Below are 22,511 nucleotides of genomic sequence, written 5' to 3'. Positions count from 1 at the left end.
CCCGCCCTCGCGGGGATGAACCGAGGACGTTGTGCGTTTGATGGCCTTTCTTAAAATGTTCCCCGCCCTCGCGGGGATGAACCGCCGAGATTGGTAGTGTGGAGAGTTATAAATGAATGTTCCCCGCCCTCGCGGGGATGAACCGCAGAACGGCAGAAGCGGGAAGAGGCGGTAGCAATTGGTAACTTTCAGAGGAAGGTTAGGCATAAAAACAACTAAAATTTATCGTTATTAAAAAAAACAACAAAATAATGAGTTGATTTTTGCACCAGATTTGACATGCTCCCTGCATGACGATGAAGCCCTTCTCTTATCTGCCGATTATGATGCGGACCGGCCAACGCGATGCCCTTCTCATTGGGGGGGGGCAGGTGGCGGTGCAGAAGATGCGCTTGCTTAAAGGGCGGTGCCGGCGGCTTCATATTTGGGCGGAGAGCGTGCATCCTGAGCTAGAGGCTCTCATTGCGCAGGGGCAGGCGGTGTTTCGTCAAGGGCGTGTTGAGGAGCAAGCCCTGCGAGAGATATTGCCGGAGATGGCTGTAGTCTTTGCCGCTACGGATGATGAGGCTGTTAATGAGATGGTGTCGCGGCAGGCTCATGCGTTGCGTGTGCCTGTATGCGTGGTGGATAATCAAGAGCTTTCCAGCTTTATTACCCCGGCGTTGGTGGATCGCTCCCCCGTGCAAGTGGCGATTACCACGGGGGGAGCCTCTCCCGTTTTAGCGCGCCGGGTGCGGCAGATGGTCGAGGCTATGCTCCCGGCTAGAGTGGGTGAGGCCGCACGGTTTATGCAGCAACAGCGCGGTTGGCTGAAGGCTCGCCTCCCGCATGTGAAGCAGCGGCAACGTGTGTGGGAATCCTTTGTGGATGGCCCTGCTTATGAGGCCGCTTTGGCGGGGGAGGAGGCTTCAGCCCGTCATCAGCTAGAGCAGCTTGTCGAGGCAGCGGAGGGAGTCGCCACGCGCCCGCAAGGGGAGGTGTGGCTTGTGGGGGCTGGGCCGGGGAATCCCGATTGGTTGACCCTTGCCGCCCTCCGTTTGATGCAAAATGCTGATAGTGTTTTATATGATAACCTCGTGGCTCCAGAGGTTCTGGACCGCGTGCGGCGGGATGCGGAGCGTGTGTATGTTGGCAAAAAGCGTAGCCATCATACGCTGCCGCAACGTGATATAGAATCCGAGCTTTTGCGCCGTGCCCAGCGGGGGGAACGCGTCCTACGGTTAAAAGGGGGAGACCCGTTTGTTTTTGGCCGTGGGGGTGAGGAGATGGAGAGTTTGCTCGCCGCGCATGTGCCGGTGCGGGTTGTCCCTGGCATTACGGCGGCGAATGGTTGTGCGGTAGCGGCGGGGATTCCGCTCACACATCGGGATTGTGCCCAAAGCTGCATTATGGTGACGGGTCATGCGCGCGCAGATGGTACGTTAAATCTGCATTGGCCCAGCCTTGCCCGTAAGGGGCAAACGGTGGTGATTTATATGGGGTTAAGCTCTATAGGGGAGCTATGCCAGCAAATGCAGGGGCATGGTCTGCCCGCCCATTGGCCTGTTGCGGTGATTTATCGTGGCTCCTGCCCGGATCAACGATGCGTCAAGGGTACGTTGGGCACAATTACCGCGCTTGTGCAGCAGCAGGGGTTGGAAAGCCCAGTCTTAATTATTGTGGGGGAAGTGGTGCATCATCGTGGTGCGGTGGAGCCGCCGGTTGCTTCCAGTGAGAGCACATCAAAGGAGCGTGCGTGATGAAACGTCTATCCCGCCCGGGAGAGGGGGAAGTCCTATTGCTGACGGCAAATCGCTTGCTGGATGGCCGTATTGTTTGGCTTGGCGAGGGAGAGCATTGGCGTGAATCCATTGCTGAGGCAAAACGCTTTAGCTATGAGGAGGCAGGCCCTGCCTTAGAGCGTGCTTTGGCCGCAGCGGCGCAAAAAGAGGTTGTGGCGATTTATGAAGTTGTCGCCCATGACACACAGCCGCCAGAGCCTGTAACAGCACGCGAAGTGATTCGTGCCCACGGGCCGAGTGTTCACCCTGATTTTTCGTATGACGATGCCCTAGCGCGGACCCCAGCGCAGGAGAAGGAGCGTGCGCAATGACTCAATCTAACTCACATTCTGTTGGGCATTATCAATATGAGGAGCAGGACCGGGCCTTTCTTCAAGAGCGGATTAATGAGTTTGAAGGCCAAGTGCGCCGCCGTCTTGCTGGCGAATTAAGCGAGGAGGAGTTTAAGCCGTTCCGTTTGATGAATGGCGTTTATCTTCAGCTTCATGCCTATATGTTACGCGTGGCGATTCCGTATGGTGTGTTAGATAGCCGCCAGCTGCATAAGCTTGCCGATGTTGCTGCGAAATATGACCGTAATTACGGCCATTTCACCACTCGGCAGAATATTCAGTTTAATTGGATTGCGTTGAAGGATATGCCAGCCATCCTGCGGGAATTGGCCGAGGTGGATATGCACGCCATCCAAACAAGTGGTAATTGCATCCGTAATGTCACCTCTGATGAGTTCGCTGGGGCGGCTAAGGATGAGCTGATGGACCCGCGCATCCATGCCGAGATTGTGCGGCAATGGTCCACTTTGCATCCTGAGTTCACCTTCCTGCCCCGTAAGTTTAAAATCGCGATTTCTGGTAGCCCAGAGGACCGTGTAGCGGCGCGCTTTCATGATATTGGCTTGCTGGCACGCCCTAGCGAACATGGCCCGCTCTTTCGCCTTTTTGTGGGGGGTGGTTTAGGGCGGACGCCCGTTGTTGGGCAGGAATTGTTCGATTCCGTGAGGGAAGAAGACCTCATCGCCACGCTAGAGGCCGTGTTGCGTGTTTATAATGCGTTTGGTCGGCGAGATAATCTCTATAAAGCGCGTATCAAGATTTTGGTGCAGACCATTGGGTTAGAGGCTTTCCGCAAAGCTGTGGAGGAGGAGCTTAGCCGCATGGACCGTGCGGCTTACCGCTTGACGCCGGAGCATGTTGCACAGATTCGGGCGCGTTTTGCTGTGCCGGACCTTCAAGCCCCAGCGGATGCGGCCTCTCTCTTTGAGCAGCATAAGCAGGCAGACCCAGCCTTTGCCCGCTGGGTGGCAAGCAATACGCACCCTCATCATCATGACAGCTATATTTGTGCGGTTGTTTCTCTCAAAACGCCGGGGGCTATCCCCGGTGATGTGACGGCAGAGCAAATGCACGGTCTGGCAGATTTATCCGCTCGTTATGCCTTTGGGGAAGTGCGGGTGACGCATTTGCAGAATCTGGTGTTTGGTCATGTGCGTAAGGACCAGCTTTATGATGTGTGGCAGGGCTTGCAGAAGCTTGACCTTGCCGCGCCGAATGTTGGGCTGATTAGCGATATTGTGAGCTGCCCCGGTTTGGATTATTGCAATCTGGCCAATGCGCGCTCCCTCCCCTTGGCGCAGAAATTGGGAGCCCGTTTTGGGGATGCAGCGTTGCAGGCTGAGATTGGGGCGTTGAGCATCCATATGTCGGGCTGCATTAATGCGTGCGGGCATCATCATGTGGGTAATATCGGCCTTTTGGGTGTTGATAAGCGCGGGGCTGAGACGTACCAGATTCTCCTTGGGGGGGATGGGGGAGAGAATGCCGCCATTGGTGGGATTTTAGGCCCTTCCTTTGCAGAGGATGAAGCCGTAGAGGCCGTAGCGCGGATTGTGGAGTTCTATCTCGCACAGCGGCAGAAGGGGGAAAGCTTCGCTGCTATGCTGAAGCGGTGCGGGCTGAGGGCCTTTAAGGAGGTGGCTTATGAAACTGTTTAATCTCAGCGGGCGTAAGACGTTAGAGGAAGCCTCCCCTGTGGCTTTTGCAGATTGGAAGGACGCTCCCCACGGTACAGCTATCTCTCTGCCTCAGGATGTCGAGGTGGAGGATTTACGCTCTCATCTCAACGAGCTGACCTTGATTGTGTTGGAGTTCCCCATCTTCCGGGATGGGCGGGCTTTTACGCAAGCGCGCTCTCTGCGGGAATATGAGGGGTATAAAGGGGAGATCCGGGCCTCTGGTCATCTTTTGCCAGACCAAGCGATTCACCTTAAACGCTGCGGGTTTGATAGTGTGGCCTTACCAGAGGAAGCCAATACGCAGGATTGGGACGAGCAGTTGAGCCGTTATCAGTTTTATTATCAGAATACTGCTGTTAGTTCTGCCTGAAGGGGCCATAAAAGAATCGTTGGAACGGCTTTACAGAATAAACAAGCCGGAAGGGATGTGATGTCCCCTCCGGCTTGTTTGTATCAGGGGTGTTGTTTTAGAACTCTGCCTTAACAGAGCCAAAGAACTGGCGGGGCGCACCAAGTAGGATGGATTGGTTATTGTAAGCGGCCCCCTCTTTATTATCCATGGTGAAGCCATTTTGTCCCATAGTGGAGGCGTATTTTTGGTTTGCTAGATTATAGATGTTAAAAGAGAAGATAAGCTTCCGTACGGCGGTGGGGTTACGCATTCCAAAATGGGTTAAGTCCCATGAATAGATAAGCCCGAAATTGGCCAGCCAATAGCTTGGCAATTTATAATCACCAACATAATCATAGCTGCGTTTGCCATAATATTGGGTATCGATATAGGCTTGTAGATGCTGCCATTCGTAAGAGAGGCGGGCCTTGTACATAAAGCGAGGATAAGCAACGACTTGCCGTCCTTTTGTGGCATAAAGTGTGCCGCCGCTGCGTATATTTTGGTCATAAGCCGCTTTATCGTAGCTAACGCTATTAAATAAGGCGAGGCCGGGTAGTGGTGTGATGGTAATGGCACCATCCACGCCATTCATGGTTACACCCCCTACATTTTGTACAGTTGACGTATTGTTGGTGAGGATGGACCCAGCCCCTGCACTGCCTAGAATCTGCTGCAAGCGGTTATGGAAGTTAGTGCGGTATAGATAGAGGCTGCTTTGGATGAGATGGTCGGTGTAGCGGTAACCTCCGGTGAAGGTCCATGCGGTTTCTGGCTTTAGGCTGTCTTTTGTGGCGTTATACGCTAGTTGAGACACTGCAAAGGGGGAGTTGCTGGAGTTATAGCCCGACTGGCTGTAGGCATGGGCATTTTCCGAAATATCAAAGAATAATTCATGATGATGGAGAAAATGCCAATCCCCGCTAATATGGGGGAGGAAGGCTTGGCCGTTGTTAAGCTTTCAGCATTGGCCAGAGCGGGAAAGCGAGGCCCCCAGTTGGTGGCATGGCCTACACGGGTTGTATTGAGGATGGACTTAAAGCCAAAATGCAGCGCAACGGATTTAATGGGATGGTAGGTGTCCTGCACATAAGCCGTGAAGCTATTAGTGTTGTAACGCTGGCCCCAAAGGGTTCGGCTAGGGACGTTTTTAAAGCTTCCAAAGGGGTTTAGAGGCGTGCCGTCTGGGCTGTTGGGTTGTTGGTAGGCATAAGCGTAGGAATCATATTGGTTATTCTCGTACCAAAACCCTGTAGAAAGCTCATGCTGCTTTAAATGGTACTCAAAGGAGGTTACCCGCCAAAACGTTCGATGGAAGGATGGCGCACCTGCTCGAAGATAGGTCCGCCATTAAGCTGCACTGTATCGACACCATTTTGATACGCATAGGGGCTGGCATATGTGCCGTGCCCGGTTTCGCTATGGCCATAGAGGCTGCTTTTCCATGTTAAGTGGTCTGTAAGGGCGAGGTCTGCTTTAACCCCGCCGAAAAAGTCGGAGGAGCTAGCGGTACTATCGTAATAAGAGACGTCCTTAGGGTCTGTCAGCCCATTATAGGCAGCAGGATACCGCCCTTGTGCCGCATGATAAGCCTGTGCCCATGCGCCGGGCCGCCCGTAGAAATTATCTAATCGAGACCCGGCTTGATCCAGCCAGCTAGGGGCGTAATCCTGATAATTCACCATCTGGAGGGCATCCCAGTTAAAGAAGGCGGAGAGCTGGCTTCTCTCCCCAATCGGTTGGACGAGCTTAGCATTGACCTGTTGCATAAACTGGTCCCCACCGCCCTTCCATTTATCGCCCTGATTGCGCATGTATGAGACGTAGAACTTTGTGCCACTCTCATTTAACGTACCGGAATCAAAACGGAAGAAGGAATGGAATAGCGCATTACTCCCAAAGGTCTGTGCGATGGTCCCGCCTAATTTATCCTTCGGATTGCTGGAGATGTAATTCAGGCTTTCCCCCCAGATTATTGGTGCTAGCTGTGCTTTCTGCCCCGGCACTTTGGGTGACCTCTAGCCGCTCCACATTTTCGGAAGAAATTGCCTGTAAAGGGTTCAGCCCGTTATAGTTACGGAAGGTTGGCTCACCAAGGGGCAGGCCATCTAGCGTCATGCCGATTTCACTTTGAACAAAGCCGTGCATGTAAAGTTGGGTAGAGTAGGTATCAATGCCTTGCGGGTCATCGGATTGGAATTGAACCCCCGGTAATTGAGCAAGGGTGCGTAATGGGTTGGTACCGGGCACTTGTTGTTCTAGCTGCTTATGGCCCAATACAAGCTGTGTCCCTTGCGTTAAATGGCGGGTATGGACGGATAGCGTCTCATACCCACCAGAGAGGCTTTTGCGCGCCAGATGCTGTGTATGAGCGCGTGTTTTAAGGGGCTGCGGGGTGTTTATTAGATGTTTTTTTGTTGTGGCATGGTGGGAAGGGGTTTGTGCCGCAACAGGCACAATAAAGGGTACGGACAAGCCCGTTAGGCCCGCCCATAGGAGATGGCGTGGTTTCATGATGGTTATCCAGTAAGGGGCTGGGACGAGGCGAGCGAGGAGGCTAGGCCGATAGCTCGTCTTAATTAGCTATGCGCGGAAAATGGATTAGGCCTTACCGCAGACATCGTTGAGAGAGGGCTAAGAGGCTGATGATGCTCAGCACGAGAATGACCGCTAAGGAGAGCAATGCATCCCCCCGTGCAGCGGGTAGAATGAGAAGAATAGCCCCTAAAATGGGGATGAGCAGGATTAATCCACGCGCCACGGGCATGGCTGTGGCTGTTTGTGATTGTCGGCCCCACAGCCAATAAGCAATGGCGATGATGAAATAGATAAAGAGGATCAACCCACCTGATGAGCCAAGTAGGACGGGGTAGAGTGTTTCTGGCGAGCCAATGGCCGAGGCAATGACGAGCAACTCCAACAAAGTTGTAAGCCGTAATGACCAGAGCGGTACATGGCGAGCGGTCTCAAGGGTTAGCTTTTGCGGGGCTAAGCGCAGGCTTGCGAGTTCCTTTAGTGTACGAGAGACAACATAAACCGCCGAGTTTAAGCAAGAGAGAACAGCTACAAGCGTTACCGCAATCGCGGCATAGCGCGCCAAGGGGACCTTGAGATATTCCAACACGCTGAGGAAGGGTGATTGCCCGACATGCACGTCACTCCACGGCAGAAGGGCGATAATGACCAAAACCGACCCAGCGTAGAAGAACAGCACTTGCAAAGGTAGCCGCCGCATAGTCCGTGCAATAGCGCGTAGGGGGCGATCACTATCGGTTGCGGCAATGATGGCAATTTCGCAGCCGGTGAAGGTCTGTATAATCATGGGCACAGCCCCGATGACAGCCCATCCCCCTTTAGGGAAGACCCCACCATGAGCAGTAATGTTCTGGAAGGCTATCGCAAAGGGATGGCCCGAAAGGGCTAACCACCCTAAGCCAAGGGCAATAAACCCACCTAGAAAGAGTAGCTTAAAAATGGAGAGGCCTGTCTCTGCCTGTCCATAATGGCGGAGTGAAAGACGGTTAATAGACCAAGCGATGGCTACAAGGACGAGCGCACCCCATAAAGGGGCAATATGAGCCAGCCGCCCGATAATCATACCCCCGGCCACAGCTTGCGCTCCAGCGGTCACAGCCCAGAGGAAAGCATAGCTCCAACCTGTAATAAAGGCGGTGCGTGAGCCGATATGGGTGGCAATATGGGTAATAAAGGACCCTTGCCCGCGTGCGGTAATGGCTAAGCCGCCCAAAAGACGCATCACCAGCCAGACCACTAACCCTGCCGCAAGGTAGGAGAGCAGCACTGCGGGTCCTGCCGCAGCGATGGTGGCAGAGGTGCCGACAAATAGCCCCGCCCCGATGATCCCACCAATAGAGATCATCGCGACATGGATGCCTTTAAAACGGCTTTGGCTAGCACTAGCTGGTGATGGTGCGGGGGGGTGGGCCATCGGGCTTTAACCTTCCTGATGTCCGGGGCCAAAGGGACGTTCCCCGATGATGGTAACGCGGTTCATGATGCGCCGGGCAGGGAGATAGTCATTTACGGCATAATGCTGCGTAATGCGATTATCCCAAAACGCGACATCGCCTTCTTCCCACCGCCAACGGACGGAGAACTCCGGTTTTGTGGCATGACGGGTGAGATAAGCCAAGAGGGATGCACTCTCCTCGGGGTCAACATCATTGATTTCTGTTGTAAAGCCCTCATTAACAAATAGAGCTTTTTTCCCTGTCTCTGGGTGGATGCGGACAACAGGATGGGTCACCGGGGGATAAGCATCGCGCGTTTCGGCCCATTTTTTCCGTTCCGCTTCTGTCCGTCCATAACGGGAGACGGGGAAAGAGCGGAGGAAGTCATGCTGGGCGGTGAGGGGGTCGATCCGCTGTTTTAACCCTTCAGAAAGCGCATCATAAGCGGCAGTGCCACTGGCCCAAATTGTATCACCACCGCCTGTCTCCGGTAAGAGACGGCTTGTGAGGACAGCACCTAAAGGTGGGTTTTGCTGGAAGGTAACATCAGCATGCCAGAGGGCATTATCGCGTAGGTCGTTCTTGGCTGTGTCCAGCACAATGGCCTCAGGCACATCGGGTACAGTCGGGAAGATAGGATGGAGATGAAGCTTGCCAAAATTACGGGCAAAGTCTCGCTGTTGAGCTGGGCTAATGGTCTGCTTACGGAAAAAGAGAACCTCATAGCGTAATAATAGCTGATGAAGGGTGTCTTTTTGCTCTGCGGAGAGTGGTTTGGAAATATCGATCCCCTCGATAATCGCCCCGATGGCAGGGCTGAGGGGAGTCGCTTTAATATCCGCATTAGCGGGTGAGGGAAAGGATGGGGCGAAGGCAGCGGCAGTAGATACCATGATGAGCACTCCTAAAAAGCGATTATGTATCGTTATTAAGTAAAACAACGATTCATATGTACATAATGATATAAATAATCATTTTGAAAAGTGAAAATTAGCAAAAAGGCGATTATTTTTTATAGCTTATTGTTTTATAAGGATTAATTAAGGGTAAGACGCGAGGGATTTTATCCGATTCGGAGGGAGGGAGTCATTTAAAAACTTTTTAAATAACTATTATTAGTCGTGTTAATTGCCTTTTGAGGGTAGCCATAGCTAATTGCTCTAATCGGTTTGCTCTATAGGCATGGAAGATATGCAGCTTAGGGTGAGGGTGTCCATTAAGGGCTGAAAATGGCGGCTTATGGCTCTGCTCACCCTCTAAAACCAGTGCGATGAGCCAAAGTACGGGTGTTATTTTGATGTAAGTTCAGATGGTTTTATGCAAAGACGGTTATGTGACACAGACCCTTTATCTGAGGAGATGACAGATGGGACGGATTTCTGGAAAGATCGCATTAGTCACCGGTGGTGGTAGCGGCATCGGTAAAGGCATCGCCGTACTTTTGGCTAAAGAAGGGGCCAAGGTCATCGTTGCGGACCTCAACCCAAAGGGTGGTGAAGAGGTCGTAGAAGAGATTCGCAAAGCTGGTGGCAAAGCATGCTTCTTACCGCTGAACGTGGCGAAAGAAGATGAGTGGAAAAAGACGATGGCCGCCATCAAAGAGCATGATGGCCGTCTGGATATTGTCGTCAATAACGCTGGTATCGCTTTTGATGGTACGATTGAGAGCACCTCTTTGGAGGAATGGCGGCGTGTGCAGTCCATCAATTTGGATGGTGTCTTCCTCGGTGTGAAATATGCCGTTGCTGCGATGCGTGAGCTGAATGGTGGGGATGGCGGGTCCATCGTCAATATGTGCTCCAGCTCGGCTCTGGTAGGGATTCCCAACCTCGCTGCTTATGGCTCCTCCAAGGGTGGGGTGAAGATGCTGACCAAGTCCGCTGCGCTGCATTGTGCGCGTAAGGGCTATAAGATCCGCGTCAATAACGTCTGCCCCGGCTACATCCAAACACCGCTGGTTGATGAACTGACCCGCACAGATAAAGCTGCTTATCAGCATCTTGTGGATATTCACCCTGTCGGTCATCTGGGTACGCCAGAAGATGTGGCTTATGGTGTGCTGTATCTGGCCTCTGATGAATCCAAATTCGTCACCGCTACCGAGCTGGTGATTGATGGTGGTTACACCTCCGAGTGAGGTAAAGCGCGCTTACGATGCGTTACTAAAAAGGCCTGCTCCCTTGGGGGCAGGCCTTTCCTTTTAGGTAGATTGCCTCTTAGGCAGGCTCGTCTTACAAGCCAGAAAAGAGAGCGGTTGAGAGGTAGCGTTCAGCAAAGTCAGGAATGACGGCAACAATGGTTTTGCCTGCCCATTCATCTTGTTTGGCAAGCTCCATCGCCGCAAAGAGGGACGCCCCGGAGGAAATACCAATAGGTAGCCCTTCTACCTTGGCGCAGAGGCGCGCTGTGGTAAGAGCGTCATGCTCAGCAACAGGGATGACTTTATCAATAGCGCGGATGTCCAATGTCTCAGGCTTAAAGCCCGGTCCAAGGCCCTGAATCCCATGCGGGCCGGGGTCATCCCCATTAAGGACAGCACTTTCAGAAGGTTCCAACCCGAAGACTTTAAGCCCTTCTTTGCGTGGTTTAAGGGCATGGGCAATCCCAGAGGCTGTCCCGCCTGTGCCTAACCCGGCTACGATGGCATCAACCTGCCCTGCTGTATCAGTCCAAATCTCCTCAGCGGTGGTTTTTTCATGCACGTGTGGATTGGCAGGGTTTGTAAACTGGCTTGGCATCCACGCATCTTTAGTCTGTTTGAGAATTTCTTCTGCTTTGCGGATAGCCCCTTTCATTCCTTGTTGAGCCGGTGTTAGCTCCAAGGTAACGCCAAGGAGAGCCATCATTTTACGCCGCTCTAGCGAGGCACTTTCGGGCATCGTGACGATGAGCTTATAGCCCATAGAGGCCGCGGCAAAGGCTAAGCCAATCCCTGTATTGCCAGAGGTTGGCTCAACAAGGACGGATTTGCCCGGTGTGATGAGGCCCTTTTCTTGCGCATCACGCAGCATTGCCACGCCGATACGATCTTTAACGGAGGCAAGCGGGTTAAAGAACTCTAATTTGAGTAACACATGAGCTTTAAGATGCTCTTGTTTGGTAAGATGGGGAATGGCCACAAGCGGTGTGCCGCCCACGACTTCCAAAAATGAAGGATAAACCTGCCCACGCGGTGCTGCAAAGGCTGTTTTGGAGAGTGGAAAAGGAACAGAAGTGGAGGATGACCCTGACATGTGCGGTACTCCTTGTCAGATGGAAAGGTGGCCTTAAAAGACCGGCCTTCAATATTTATAGCTCTACCTTAACCGATTGTAAGGGCAATACGCAAAGAAAGGCGGTTAAAATTATAATTCCCTTTTTTCTATCGTAAAATGCGGTAAAATGGGAGACGCAGCTCTGCTTATGAGGATGATATTATGTACTTAAAGACAGACCGTATCCTAACAGCTTTGTCCATCATGTTGGATGTCGCCTTTTATGCGGGGCGGTCTGGTGTGGCGAGCGGGGCTGATATTGCACAGCGTAGCGGGCTTTTGCGACGGGGAATCGAGCCTGTTTTACAGGCACTCTCACGGGCAGGCTTATTAGATAGCATACGTGGCCCCAAAGGGGGCTATCGGCTAGGGCGTTCACCTCGTGTTGTGAACTTGCATGAGATTGCCAGTGCCGTAGGGGCGTACGATTCGTCTTGCTTCCCGGTGGAGCAGGATAATCCTTTAAGGACACTTGTGATGAAGCCTTTATGGGAAGAGTTAAATGATGGCATAAAAGGCAAGTTAGGCAATATTACGTTAGCAGATTTGCTACAACAAGCAGAACGCTTAGGGTTGGAGCGTCCGCGGCAGATTCCTATCTCATTCACTATTTAAAAAAATAGTTTTTTAGAAATAAACAATAAAAAAATATTTTTTTTACTTTGCTATACAACAAGGCGTAATCCTTCTCATATCGATAATTTACTTATCCAATACACATCCAAAAGGATGTTTTATTTTCCATTACTTTTGGATAGAAAACCATTAAAAAATTATATCCTTTTTTCATCCTTGTAATAAAAAAATTATTTTTGATTAATCTATATTGATATAGCGTTAATTCTTGGTTACCTTAGCGTAAGGTTTTTATCTGTAACGATACGAGTCTTTGAGAGCCCATTTCAGTGGGTGTGGTTCTTGGGCGCGGGGAGGAAATATGCGCAACAAACTCTTGTTTACAGCGGCATTGTTCTGCGTAGAAATGACGCCGTTCGGGCGTATTTATACGCCTGCCCGTGCAGCTGATGCTTATGATGCTGCTGTAACGGGCCTTGATGATTCTGGTGTGACGGGTGTTTATAACGCTAATGGTGACCTTTCCGGTGACACCGATCATCCGACAGATGCTGTTGCCTCGCAGATTTTAGAGCGCGAGAAAGCAAGCCTGCCAACGGGTCCTAATGGGGTCAAAAGTGGCTTCTTTGGGCAAGGCACGGCTTACGTTACAGATACAACAAATAACAAAAAGTTGCCGTTCGTTCAGGCGTCTTCTGGGATGATGGTTGGTGCGGGTTCTGACCCAGCATCAACACAGAAGAATAATATTGTGACTCTGGATAAGACTATTAATTATGATGGTTATACTCTTGTCCGGGGTAATGGGAGTTTGGTCCTTCAGAATGGGGGGACAATCAACTCGCAAGGTGTGACAGAGGTTGGCTATTTGGCCAAAGATGCGGCTCACATGATTGTGGACCGTAACAGTGCCTTACATATGAATGGTGATGTAGCGGGCGCAACGCCGAATACCATCATTGGCTCTTTGATCGTTGGTAATAATGACCCAACACCTGATACGACTGGGACGATTACTAGCTCGGGCAATAGTGAGCTTATTGTCCAAAATGGTGGTGCTGTTACGGCGCGTACTGTTTCCGTCACGAACTATGTCGGTGGGAATGGTGGCGTTATTTACGTCACGGGTGATGGGTCTCAGCTTGTTGCTGGTGATGGTGGCCTCACAATCAATAGCGGCAAAGGTGTTGTCCTTGTCGATCGTAGTGGTGTGATTGAGAGTAAGGGTGTTATCTCCTTCGGTGATGCTCAGCTCGTTAGCACGACTGATGGGGCGCAAAATGGTAATAACGGCACCACGAATGACGTTTACGATACTGTACGTGGCAACTTGATTGTTGGGCGGCGTGGTACTCTTATTGCTGGGGATAGTGAGGTTGCATTAACCAACACTATGCCTGATGGCAGCACAGATAATGGCCTGACAGGGCATCAGCAGGTCGTTTATAATTACGGTCGCACGGATGGCATTACGCAGAATTATGGCCAGAATGCTATCGTCTCCAATGTTGATTATCCTCAGAGCACACAATTCTCCATCATAGATGGTACATTGGCAAACCGGACGGATGCTGGCTCTGATGGGAAGGGTGTTGACCCACTCCATACGGATATGAATATTGGCATCGCTGGTACAGCTACCTTTAATGCCACAAATGCCGCTGTTAATGCCTCCACGCCGTTGGATCCAATTAGTGGTAAGCAGGATGCAACGGGTATTACTGTTGCTGGTGATATTGCCAACTATAAAGATGTGTCTGGCAACAGCTATACGGGGAGCTTGAATAAAACAGGCTCTGGGACATTGACCCTGCTGGGGAATAATACTTACACCGGCACAACAACTGTCCAAGATGGTACATTGCAGTTGGGTGGTATTGTTGGGTCTTCCACACCATCTACGCCGTATGATCAACGTTTGGCTGCGCGTACATTGGAGCATAATACTCAAGGTTCGGCTGCGTCCTATAAGGGCAGTCAGGCCTATAATAGTGCTCTGCAAGATGCATATAATCAGGCCGGTAAGATTGATCCTTCTAGCGCGATTACTATCGGCAAAACGGGTACGGTCAATCTTGCTTGGGCTACAAATACGCTGGCTGATACACCTAATAATCCTAACCATTCGCCCAATAGTGCAGCGCGTGAAAATTATCGCGTTATCTCCAATAATATTTCCGGGCAAGGTCAGCTTCTGCGTGATGCGACAGACGGGGTTATTGGTGAGTCCGTAAATGTCTTAGACCAGGCAAATAGTGTTACTCATCTGACGGGTCAGGTTAATTTGACTCATGTTGATGGTAGCCCTGAGACGGCCCTTCTACTGCGGAAGGGGAACCTCGCGGTTGACTCCTATGCAGGTAAAACAGGTGCTATCAATATTACCGGTGGGGGTAATGTTGTCATCGGGAGCGATCTTGGTGGTCAGAAAGATTACACCAACGATAAAGCTGCACGGGGTGACGATAATAACCGGTTTATCCTACAAAATGGTGGTAGCTTAACCACCGATGGTAATATGGTCATCGCTGATAAGGCCGCTGGTGTTGGTAATGTTATCGTCACTGGTAAAAATGTGACGGGTGATTTGCCCTCTGGCCAAGGTGATACAGGGGCAACATCTAGTCTGACCTTGAAGAATACCGGCAATACAGGCAACCTTGTTGTGGGTAATGCTGGGACTGGCTTCTTAACGGTAGGTGAGCGCGGGACGGTTGCCGTTGGCGGTAACCTGACACTTGGTAAAGAGGCAGGCTCTTACGGTGTCTTGACCGTTGGTAATGGGATTTACGGGAACCACAATACGGATGTGGTGTCTCGTGTAGATCTTACCGGCACGGGCAGCACTGGTAACTTGGTTGTCGGTGGTCAAGGTTATGGTAACGTAAGCTTGCAGAGCGGTGGCGAGATTTCAGCTTATAGCGTTAGTGTTGGTGGTACACCGGGCAGCACGGTTGGCGTTGGGGCTATTCCGCCGGGCTTGGCAACGGATGCTAATGCATTGGATGGTGGTCAGCTCCTCAATATCGGCAAGGGTGGCTTGACGATTGGTGAAGATAAGCAGGATGCGACTCTGTATGCTGTTGGGGTGACCCATGGTGGGACCATCAACAGTGAAGGTCAGGTCCGCATTACGCGGGATGGCTTCTTGAAAGTTGGTGATGGTGATGCTTCCTTCGCCACGGTCAAGAAGGGCACGTTGATTGCTGGTGATGTTGGAGGCAATCCGGGTATTGTCAGCACATCCACTCAGGCCAATGCGTTCACGTTGTTTGGTAACGGTGTTATCCAGAATCGTCAGGGCTCTGACCTGCACATCGCGTCTGACATTTATCTCTCTGATGGGCATTATGCGACAGATGTTCGGCGTGGGACGTTCGACACTAACGGTCAGAATACCTACATCATGGGTAATTTGTTAGATCGTGGCCAAGGTGGGCTTGTCAAAACAGGTGCAGGTACCCTCTATATTAATGGGCACCAGAATAACTACACGGGTCAGACAGTCATTGATCAGGGCGCATTGGCTCTGGGGACAGATGATGGCGTGGCCTCTGATGTGAATCTGTCTTCTTCTGCAGGGTTGAGCGTTGGTGACGGCGGCAAGCTTACAGGTAATACGAAGCAGGACGTGAATGATTATGGTGCGGCTCCTGTAACGACTGTTGCCGGTGGTGGTACGCTTGAGGCGAACTGGGGTCATTCTACCGGTACGTTGAATATCGGTGCGCTGAATCACACAGGTACCGCCCTGACGATGAATGGCACTGATGGCCATCAGTCCATCTTGTCTGTCGGCGCGGGGACAACCGCAACGAATAATCGCATCGTCTTGCAGAATGCGACAGCTTATACGCCAAATGCGAGCGCGGGGGATCTCACTCTGCGTGATGGTGATGCGACAACGACCCCGACGGGCAAGACGGTTAGCGGGAGCTTTAGGCAGCTTACCAGTGGTGAGATCCACGTTAATGGTGATGCGGCTCTTAATAGCGCAACGCTCAATGTTCAGCGGACGGGCGATGGCCGGATTTTTGCTGGTGATGCGTATCGTATCTTAACAGCAACCGGTAAAGTGACAGCAAATCATGATAACGCCTTGACGGGGAACCTAGGGACAGGCTCGCTGTTCGTCGCGCCTTACACTGTGTTCGAGGATCATGCTGTTGATATTATCTACGATCGTAGTGATGTCTCCTTCAGCAGTGTGGCCAACACCCGTAACGAAGCGGCTGTTGGCCATGGGTTGGATAGCCTGCCGAGTAGTAGTGATGTTGTGAGAGCCGTTTCTGGTGTGATGACGGCTCAAGAAGCACGTCGGGCTATGAATAACCTCTCTGGTGAAATTCATGCGTCTGCCCGTACGGCTCTTATCCAGGATAGCTACCTGCTAGAGCAGGCTGTGCTGGATAGGCTGGCAGATGCTGGTTGCCATGATGGTGATTATGTCTCCTCTCAAGGGCGGTATGACTTCTATACACGGCGCAAGGAATCCCGTTGCTATCGTGATCATGCTGTCATGTGGGGTCAGGCTTATGGGAGCATGGGGCATAATGGCGGCGGCGGTAGTGTCGATGCCTTGCATCATCAGACCGCAGGCTTTGTTATGGGGGCGGATGCTCCGGTGGCCAATCGCTGGCGTGTTGGTGGCATGATTTCCTACGGGCATTCCATGTTCAACACAAACAGAGCGAGCAATTCCTCTGGTAACAGCAATAACATCAGCATTGGTGCCTATGCTGGGTCTCATTGGGGGCGGTTCAACTTGAAGTTGGGCGCGTTCTACACATGGAACTTGATGAATACGCGCCGCCATGTTGATGTGCTTGGCTTTGGTGGGCGCCAGACAAGCCATTATCGTGATGGTACGGCACGCGCCTTTACGGAGCTGAGCTATAAGATGAATGTCGGCAAGCTCCAGTTTGAGCCGTTTGTCGAGGGGGCTTATGTAAACCAATATGCGGGTAGCTTCCACGAACATGGGGCGGCGGCTCTTTACAGCCACTCCGGGAACCGCAGCGTTGGCTTTACGACCTTCGGCTTCCGTACGGGTCAGGACTTCCGGATTGGTGATTTGCGGATGCATGCCCATGTCATGGCCGCTTACCGGCGGGCTTATGGCTCCTTGGGGTCTAGCCGTGGGCAGCGTTTCCTCGATGGTGGGGATAATATGAACATCACTGGTGTGCTGCTCTCCCGTGATGCTGCTGTGACGAAGGCTGGTGTCTCCGCTAAGCTGACGAATCGGATTGACCTTGACCTGTCCTATATCGGGCAATACGGGAACCACTCTATTGATAGTGGGGCCACAGGGTCTATTAAGGTTGCCTTCTAAGACCATATCTCCCCCTATGTTGGGGGAGACCTTTTGTGAGACGGAAAAGGGCCACCATTTGGTGGCCCTTTCTTTTTGTGTGGTGCGTTATAGGCCCGTTATAGCGGCGTGGTAGAGAAGTGTGCCCGCTAAAGTGAGCATGATGAGGGCCGTTATCCCATCTAATACGCGCCATGAGAGGGGATTGCTAAAAAAGGGCCGCAAAATGCGTGCGCCATAGCCAAGGAGGGGAAACCACACAAAGCTAGCAGCTATGGCCCCTAGGCCAAAATAAGGGCGGCTGGCTTCTGGCTGAGTCAAGCTGACGGACCCCATAAGCAAGACTGTATCTAGGTACAAATGGGGGTTGAGTAATGTAAAGCCGCACGTCATCGCCATGACTTTTTTAAGGCTTTGGGGCGGTTGTTCCTCTAAGGTGATGTAGTTATTGCTCATCATATGACGTATAGCCTGTATCCCCTGCCAGAGGAGAAAGGCTGCACCGCCATAGGTGAGGAGGGTGGTAAGGTAGGGAACTGTTTGCACAATTTGCCCCACTCCCAAAATAGAGAGCGTAATCATTACCGCATCTACCCCTGCGCAAAATAGGATGATGGGTAGTACATGCTCGCGTTTTAACCCTTGGCGGAGAATGAAGATATTTTGCGCTCCAATGGCGATAATTGCGGAGGCACCAAGGCAAAAACCGGTAAAAATGGGGGTGATGGGTGAGGCCATATCATACTCTGTTTAAGGAATTGTATAGTATGTTTGATATGGCTAGGCTTCCGGGCGTTTTGCAAGAGCAAAACGGCCCTTATAATAGGTATGGGCGCATCATCAGCCCACGTTATGCGGGGATGTGCGCCCTATAGGAGACCTCGTTAGCTATAACGGGGTTGTGTTGCGTTAGAGAGTGACGCTCTTAGCGTGAGGCTAGCAGGTCCTCACCGAGATAATGACTTTTACGATAGCCGGGGCAGGCAAACAGACCGCTGCCAATATGGGTTGTGTATTGGTTCATCATATCGAACTTTGCCATACGCTCAAAAATGCGGGTGAAGGCTTTGCGTGGGTCTTGCTGATAGGCAAGGAACATCAAGCCAGTATCAAACTCATTGCCCTGTCGCCACGGGGGCCAACGCTCTGCGATGTAGCTTAGGCCATTATCGTAGGAGTAAGCGCGCCTTAAAAACTCCGCTCCGCCATTCTCTTCTGGGGCGGCAAGGCGTGCATGGGAAGCCTCCGCCGTGATGGGATTACCGTATTTATCGGTTTGCTTGAGGGTGAGGGGATCAAACTCATGATGCCCCCCAATAGGGGCCCCGCTGCGTTTTTGCCGCCCCATTGTCTCCTCTTGGAAGCTGGTTTTGGTGCGGTCCCAATGCTCTAGGGCAATGCGGATAATCCGGGCAACGAGATAGGTCCCGCCTGCCATCCATGCTTTATCATCATCTGCGGCCCAGAGGACGCGCTTAGCAACAGCAGGGTCGGCAATATTGGGCTGCATGGTTCCATCTTTAAAGCCCATAAGATTGCGGTCCGTTTGGTGCGGCCCAAAATCAGGGAGGAAGCCCGTTTGTGCCCAACGTGGTGTGGCGATGCCATCAGCAAGGCGGGTGAGGATGCGGATGGCATGAAAAGCCGTTTGCGGATTATCGGCACAGCTTTGGATGCACAAATCGCCCCCCGTATGGGCGGGGACAAGCTGGTCCCCTGTAAAGCGAGGGAGGTCGGCTAAGGGGGCGGGCCGTTGGGTAGCGAGGCCGAACCTATCTTTCCCCTCTTTGGTAAATAGGGTGGGGCCAAAGCCAAAGGTCAGCGTTAAGGCCTGATGAGGCAGGCCGTATGTCTCATCAGAATCAACAAGGCTGGGGATGGGCTTCCCTGCCATAAGGGCCGCTGCGGCGTCCGTCCAGCGTTGCATAAGCTGGGCAACATCATGGCGGTTCTCGGTCGTGATATCCAGCGTGAGGAAATAGAGAAAAGGCAGTTGTGGCAGGGTAATACCCGATTGGTGGAGGAACTCTGCGGGGGATGTCGCCCAGGCATGGTGCGGGGCGAGGCAGCCCAGCCCAGCCATACTAAGAGCAGTGCCTAGAGCTTTACGGCGTGTGAGGAGATGAGCCATGGCTTTCACCCTTATGGTAGGCTGACATTGAGGGTATTCATATCGTCTTCGACATAATAAAAACCCTTATTATCTGGTGTCATAGCAAGGCCAAAGAGGTCGCCATTACCGGGTGGTTGCTGGGCTTGGTCATTATCTACCCATTGGGCGTAAAGCTGTTTTTTCGCCACCGGGTCAATCTCTACCACTTGCCCATTACGGCCATTGGCAACAAGCAAATGATGGCCGGGGACCCAAATCATCGCTAAAGGCCAGTTGAGCAATTTGCCTTTGGTGATAATGCGCCCAACAGCATCATTTTGGCGTGTTACAGGCTCGGTGCGGGTGAGGGCGTTATCAATAGCGGTGACTTCCTCATCATAGCCATCGGTGACGTATAATGTGCCATCAGTATCTAGGGCTAAGCCTGTGGGGCCAAAGAGGAAGTTATCGCGGTCCGCACGCCCAGCAAAACCACTGGCAATGACGGTTTGTTGGGCGATAACAGGGGGCTTGCCTGCGGGGATGTCGAGGTTAAAGCGTACCACTGTCGCATTATGTAAGATGGGGGGATAATGGGTGACAGGGTCGCTCACATAAGGGCTGGGCAAGCCCGCTGCGGCCATGGAGATAAAAAGCACTGCCTTATCGCCATTATCTACGCTGGCAATATTGCCCCATGGGCCAGTGATGAGCGGGCCTTTCCATGCCGTGGTAAAGGTGCCGTTTGCATCAAAGACGAGCAAGCAACCATCGCCCTTTGTGCCGGTTGTGCCATCTTTGCTTGGGGTGCTGCCGACAATCACCCAGCCGGATTTGAGCACTGTGAGAGCCGTAGTAAAGCCTATACCACCGGAGGGCAGGCGGCGAGATGAGCGGGCGCGCTGGCAAAGAGGCGTACGCTTTTCGTTACGGGAGAGTAAGCAACAATGGTTGTGCCTGTACCTTGCAGATTATTGACGTTGTTAAAATTAGTAACAAGTACCTCATTTTTCTTCAGGCTTCCCATATCTTGGGGGACAACATAAATCGCATAAGGGTTGAGGTCGCCATTACCGGGGCTAGTGGAAGCGAGCATGGCATGGCGGTGGATGGTCTCTAAAAACCCTTTTGGGGCAGCCTGAGCCTGCGTGGAGGAGAGCTGCCAGCCAAGCAAGAAGCCAAGAGCAAGGAGGGTAAAAGGGCGAGAGGAGAGCGGTTTAATGCGCATGATGTCTATCCTTACAGAGCAATGATGGCGCGCAGCCCAAGGACGGCAATATCCTTAATGCGCCGTGTGGGATGGAGTGGGTTGGGGATGCCCCCAGAGGGGTTAAAGAGATATTGGAAGTCCGGCTGAAGTTGGAGCCAGCCTGTCATCTGGCATTGATACATCAGCTCCATATAGGTTTCGCCGGTTTGGGTAGGGTTATAGGTGCCAGAATAGTTCCGCACGGCGCGATCATATTTTGCCAGGGCGTGGCTAACATGGGTGTAGCCCATCCCGAGGCCTAACGTATCATCTTGGCGGTAGGGGAGAGGGTCTTTTAAGGTGAAGCCAAAGTTCATGCTGAAATCAATCGGCACGCGGTGTGATTGCGGAGTGCCCATTACACGGGCAAAGAGAGCCAGAGTGCGGCTTAAATTGTGATGGCTATGCCAGAGCATTTGGTCAACCACGGCATAGAGGCTAAAGGCCCCACGATGGAGGCGTGCCCTACCGGTACTTTGGGGGGAGCTTAGGGCGATGCCATGTTCATCCCCATATTGGTCAGCAAAGGGTTCGGAATCATACCAACCGCCTAGACGATAGACATAGGGCGGGGTTGTGGCCTCCTCAGGTGAGGCGATATGTTTTAGCTCGCCACGCGCATATTGGAGTTCTGCAATAGCAAATATACCGCGATTGAGGACAAAGCTTGTGCCGGAGCGGTTGCTCTTTTGGGCATCGCCAGTGCGGGCATAAGCGGGGCTACCACTAAAGATGCCTGCTTGGATGTAGAGTGGCTTTACGACATGATACCGGGCACGTCCCCCAAGGCTGGCAAGAGGAGAGGCTGGGCCACCACCGGGGAGGTCGGCAGAGGGGAGCATCGGCCAGCCGAACATCGTATTGGCAAAGACGAGGGCGTTATTGCTGACCATCCATTCTTGGTCCAAGCTCTGTTGGCCGATTTTAATATCAAGAGCTTGTTGGTCGAGGAATTTTTGGTCAAACTACATTTTCCATAAGCGGGTGGAGCGGTCGGCCTCAATCCCGCTGATAGTTTGATACACACCAAGATTATCCGCACTGAGATTACGGCCGTGTATTTGCTCCATACTGATTTGGAAGGTCTCCCGCCCGACCATCCAAAAGCGCGCTGTGTGTTGAGCTGAAGGACGGCTGTTGTCATACCGTCATAAGCTGCTCCGCGGCGGAACCCACCAGAGACATTGCCAAAGAGTTCTGATGTTTCTTGAACGGCTAGAACAAGGCCGATTTTGGCCATTTGGCTCCGCAGCCCCCCATTGCGCCGAGGAGGGTGAGGTGATTGCTCCAATTCGGGAAAGGGGAGAGCAGGCTATAAAGGCTGCCTAAAGGCGGTATATCGAAGATGTTGTGGGAGAGGTTATCAAAGAGGGTCTTGGGGGAGTCCTCCCCCGCTGCAGTGGCATTGCCGAGATTCACCAACGGTGCACGCGCATAAGCGGGGATATAGACCTCATATAAAATGAGGCTGCTTATTATGAGGGAGTAGAGTAGCCGTAATAAGGAGGCATATTGTCTATATAGGGCAGCAAGAGAGGGCATGCGGCCCCCAAAGGGCGCGGGAAGGCTGCTTCACTATAGGATGATACGAAACGGTTAGAAAATTATTTTTTGTCGATGCCAAGTCTTTAAGTGACAAAAAAAGGCGGCCTTTTTGGGGCCGCCTTTTACATAAAGTCCTTATGACCTCTAGGCCTTAGAAGCTTACATTCACACTACCTGTAGCACCGCTTTCGGTAGAGTGATTGCCATATTGGCCGATATAGGAGAGGTCCAGATTGATGCGGTTTGTAATCTGTGCCGTAATGCCTGCATCCGTCACAGCGGCATTGCTGGAGAGCAGAACACCAGCAACATCCATCGTGCTTGTTC

At 52.2% G+C, this 22,511-nt stretch carries 20 protein-coding genes and 1 CRISPR repeat array (1 of these 21 running past the window's edge); of the genes, 7 read left to right on the top strand and 13 right to left on the bottom strand.

Annotation, left to right across the window (positions count from 1 at the left end; translation table 11 throughout):
- Positions 1–145: a CRISPR direct-repeat array (repeat unit 29 nt; unit sequence ATGTTCCCCGCCCTCGCGGGGATGAACCG) (it extends 3,910 nt beyond the left edge of the window).
- A 145-nt stretch (positions 146–290) separates the two neighbouring features.
- From cysG to GM556_RS07505, 4 genes are read left to right on the top strand one after another with little or no spacing between them, the layout of a single operon-like run.
- Positions 291–1,739 carry a siroheme synthase CysG gene (gene cysG / locus GM556_RS07520; RefSeq protein ID WP_155579725.1) on the top strand — a complete coding sequence of 483 codons (1,449 nt, stop codon included), beginning with the start codon at positions 291–293 and terminating at the stop codon, positions 1,737–1,739.
- Positions 1,739–2,092, top strand: a complete 354-nt coding sequence (locus GM556_RS07515; RefSeq protein ID WP_155579724.1) for a DUF2849 domain-containing protein — start codon at positions 1,739–1,741, stop codon at positions 2,090–2,092. The genes cysG and GM556_RS07515 overlap by 1 nt, the downstream gene beginning before the upstream one ends.
- The gene (locus GM556_RS07510) at positions 2,089–3,771 is read left to right on the top strand and encodes a nitrite/sulfite reductase (RefSeq protein ID WP_155579723.1); all 1,683 of its coding nucleotides are present in this window, start codon (positions 2,089–2,091) and stop codon (positions 3,769–3,771) included. The genes GM556_RS07515 and GM556_RS07510 overlap by 4 nt, the downstream gene beginning before the upstream one ends.
- Positions 3,758–4,162 (top strand): DUF934 domain-containing protein, encoded by a 405-nt coding sequence (locus GM556_RS07505; RefSeq protein ID WP_155572590.1) that lies wholly within the window; start codon positions 3,758–3,760, stop codon positions 4,160–4,162. The genes GM556_RS07510 and GM556_RS07505 overlap by 14 nt, the downstream gene beginning before the upstream one ends.
- 97 nt (positions 4,163–4,259) lie before the next feature.
- On the opposite strand, the gene GM556_RS08735 is transcribed toward GM556_RS07505, so the two are convergent.
- The 5 genes from GM556_RS08735 to tauD all read right to left on the bottom strand — a co-directional run bounded on the left by GM556_RS08735 (position 4,260) and on the right by tauD (position 9,047).
- A complete protein-coding gene (locus GM556_RS08735) occupies positions 4,260–5,111 on the bottom strand; it encodes a TonB-dependent receptor domain-containing protein (RefSeq protein ID WP_370513622.1) in 852 nt (283 codons plus the stop codon).
- A gap of 364 nt (positions 5,112–5,475) precedes the next feature.
- Positions 5,476–6,189: a hypothetical protein gene (locus GM556_RS08725; RefSeq protein ID WP_230873343.1), complete on the bottom strand. Its 714-nt coding sequence runs from the start codon at positions 6,187–6,189 to the stop codon at positions 5,476–5,478.
- Complete coding sequence (locus tag GM556_RS08720) at positions 6,110–6,697, bottom strand: TonB-dependent receptor plug domain-containing protein (protein ID WP_230873342.1); 588 nt, start codon at positions 6,695–6,697, stop codon at positions 6,110–6,112. The genes GM556_RS08725 and GM556_RS08720 overlap by 80 nt, the downstream gene beginning before the upstream one ends.
- A gap of 94 nt (positions 6,698–6,791) precedes the next feature.
- Positions 6,792–8,132, bottom strand: coding sequence for an amino acid permease (locus GM556_RS07495; RefSeq protein WP_155579722.1), 1,341 nt, complete (start codon positions 8,130–8,132; stop codon positions 6,792–6,794).
- A 6-nt stretch (positions 8,133–8,138) separates the two neighbouring features.
- Positions 8,139–9,047 carry a taurine dioxygenase gene (gene tauD / locus GM556_RS07490; protein ID WP_155572592.1) on the bottom strand — a complete coding sequence of 303 codons (909 nt, stop codon included), beginning with the start codon at positions 9,045–9,047 and terminating at the stop codon, positions 8,139–8,141.
- A gap of 473 nt (positions 9,048–9,520) precedes the next feature.
- Here tauD and GM556_RS07485 point away from each other — a divergent pair, with 473 nt between their 5' ends.
- The gene (locus GM556_RS07485; RefSeq protein WP_155572593.1) at positions 9,521–10,291 is read left to right on the top strand and encodes a glucose 1-dehydrogenase; all 771 of its coding nucleotides are present in this window, start codon (positions 9,521–9,523) and stop codon (positions 10,289–10,291) included.
- A gap of 94 nt (positions 10,292–10,385) precedes the next feature.
- Here GM556_RS07485 and cysK read toward each other — a convergent pair whose 3' ends face one another.
- A complete protein-coding gene (gene cysK / locus GM556_RS07480; protein WP_155579721.1) occupies positions 10,386–11,387 on the bottom strand; it encodes a cysteine synthase A in 1,002 nt (333 codons plus the stop codon).
- Between the two features lie 183 nt (positions 11,388–11,570).
- On the opposite strand from cysK, the gene GM556_RS07475 reads away from it, so the two are divergent.
- Together GM556_RS07475 and GM556_RS07470 are read left to right on the top strand one after the other, a co-directional pair.
- Positions 11,571–12,023, top strand: coding sequence for an Rrf2 family transcriptional regulator (locus GM556_RS07475; RefSeq protein WP_155572595.1), 453 nt, complete (start codon positions 11,571–11,573; stop codon positions 12,021–12,023).
- A gap of 322 nt (positions 12,024–12,345) precedes the next feature.
- Entirely contained in the window at positions 12,346–17,319 is a 4,974-nt protein-coding gene (locus GM556_RS07470; protein WP_155579720.1) for an autotransporter domain-containing protein, read from the top strand.
- Between the two features lie 87 nt (positions 17,320–17,406).
- Here GM556_RS07470 and GM556_RS07465 read toward each other — a convergent pair whose 3' ends face one another.
- The 7 genes from GM556_RS07465 to GM556_RS08705 form a co-directional block, all read right to left on the bottom strand.
- Complete coding sequence (locus GM556_RS07465) at positions 17,407–18,036, bottom strand: LysE/ArgO family amino acid transporter (RefSeq protein ID WP_155579719.1); 630 nt, start codon at positions 18,034–18,036, stop codon at positions 17,407–17,409.
- A 187-nt stretch (positions 18,037–18,223) separates the two neighbouring features.
- Entirely contained in the window at positions 18,224–19,429 is a 1,206-nt protein-coding gene (locus GM556_RS07460; RefSeq protein WP_155579718.1) for a Dyp-type peroxidase, read from the bottom strand.
- 11 nt (positions 19,430–19,440) lie between these two features.
- Positions 19,441–20,232, bottom strand: coding sequence for a hypothetical protein (locus GM556_RS07455; RefSeq protein WP_230873341.1), 792 nt, complete (start codon positions 20,230–20,232; stop codon positions 19,441–19,443).
- Positions 20,233–20,252: 20 nt separating this feature from the next.
- Complete coding sequence (locus tag GM556_RS08715) at positions 20,253–20,618, bottom strand: hypothetical protein (RefSeq protein WP_230873340.1); 366 nt, start codon at positions 20,616–20,618, stop codon at positions 20,253–20,255.
- Between the two features lie 11 nt (positions 20,619–20,629).
- Positions 20,630–21,547 (bottom strand): carbohydrate porin, encoded by a 918-nt coding sequence (locus GM556_RS08710; RefSeq protein ID WP_304488803.1) that lies wholly within the window; start codon positions 21,545–21,547, stop codon positions 20,630–20,632.
- 57 nt (positions 21,548–21,604) lie between these two features.
- The gene (locus tag GM556_RS08770) at positions 21,605–21,739 is read right to left on the bottom strand and encodes a hypothetical protein (protein ID WP_255446365.1); all 135 of its coding nucleotides are present in this window, start codon (positions 21,737–21,739) and stop codon (positions 21,605–21,607) included.
- 115 nt (positions 21,740–21,854) lie between these two features.
- Complete coding sequence (locus tag GM556_RS08705; protein WP_230873338.1) at positions 21,855–22,181, bottom strand: hypothetical protein; 327 nt, start codon at positions 22,179–22,181, stop codon at positions 21,855–21,857.
- Positions 22,182–22,511: the final 330 nt, after the last annotated feature.

This window comes from Bombella sp. ESL0378 (genome assembly GCF_009725845.1).
Classification (GTDB): Bacteria; Pseudomonadota; Alphaproteobacteria; order Acetobacterales; family Acetobacteraceae; genus Bombella; species Bombella pollinis.
This window is presented reverse-complemented; position numbering and strand designations above follow the sequence as displayed.

Bases quoted from the DNA above. Each gene is read 5' to 3' on its own strand.
- GM556_RS08715 (WP_230873340.1), bottom strand. From the start codon at position 20,618: ATGCGCATTAAACCGCTCTCCTCTCGCCCTTTTACCCTCCTTGCTCTT.
- cysK (WP_155579721.1), bottom strand. From the start codon at position 11,387: ATGTCAGGGTCATCCTCCACTTCTGTTCCTTTTCCACTCTCCAAAACA.
- GM556_RS07460 (WP_155579718.1), bottom strand. From the start codon at position 19,429: ATGGCTCATCTCCTCACACGCCGTAAAGCTCTAGGCACTGCTCTTAGT.
- GM556_RS07495 (WP_155579722.1), bottom strand. From the start codon at position 8,132: ATGGCCCACCCCCCCGCACCATCACCAGCTAGTGCTAGCCAAAGCCGT.
- tauD (WP_155572592.1), bottom strand. From the start codon at position 9,047: ATGGTATCTACTGCCGCTGCCTTCGCCCCATCCTTTCCCTCACCCGCT.
- GM556_RS08720 (WP_230873342.1), bottom strand. From the start codon at position 6,697: ATGAAACCACGCCATCTCCTATGGGCGGGCCTAACGGGCTTGTCCGTA.
- GM556_RS07485 (WP_155572593.1), top strand. From the start codon at position 9,521: ATGGGACGGATTTCTGGAAAGATCGCATTAGTCACCGGTGGTGGTAGC.
- GM556_RS08770 (WP_255446365.1), bottom strand. From the start codon at position 21,739: ATGGTCGGGCGGGAGACCTTCCAAATCAGTATGGAGCAAATACACGGC.
- GM556_RS07470 (WP_155579720.1), top strand. From the start codon at position 12,346: ATGCGCAACAAACTCTTGTTTACAGCGGCATTGTTCTGCGTAGAAATG.
- GM556_RS07505 (WP_155572590.1), top strand. From the start codon at position 3,758: ATGAAACTGTTTAATCTCAGCGGGCGTAAGACGTTAGAGGAAGCCTCC.
- cysG (WP_155579725.1), top strand. From the start codon at position 291: ATGACGATGAAGCCCTTCTCTTATCTGCCGATTATGATGCGGACCGGC.
- GM556_RS07510 (WP_155579723.1), top strand. From the start codon at position 2,089: ATGACTCAATCTAACTCACATTCTGTTGGGCATTATCAATATGAGGAG.
- GM556_RS07475 (WP_155572595.1), top strand. From the start codon at position 11,571: ATGTACTTAAAGACAGACCGTATCCTAACAGCTTTGTCCATCATGTTG.
- GM556_RS07465 (WP_155579719.1), bottom strand. From the start codon at position 18,036: ATGGCCTCACCCATCACCCCCATTTTTACCGGTTTTTGCCTTGGTGCC.
- GM556_RS07515 (WP_155579724.1), top strand. From the start codon at position 1,739: ATGAAACGTCTATCCCGCCCGGGAGAGGGGGAAGTCCTATTGCTGACG.
- GM556_RS08705 (WP_230873338.1), bottom strand. From the start codon at position 22,181: ATGCCCTCTCTTGCTGCCCTATATAGACAATATGCCTCCTTATTACGG.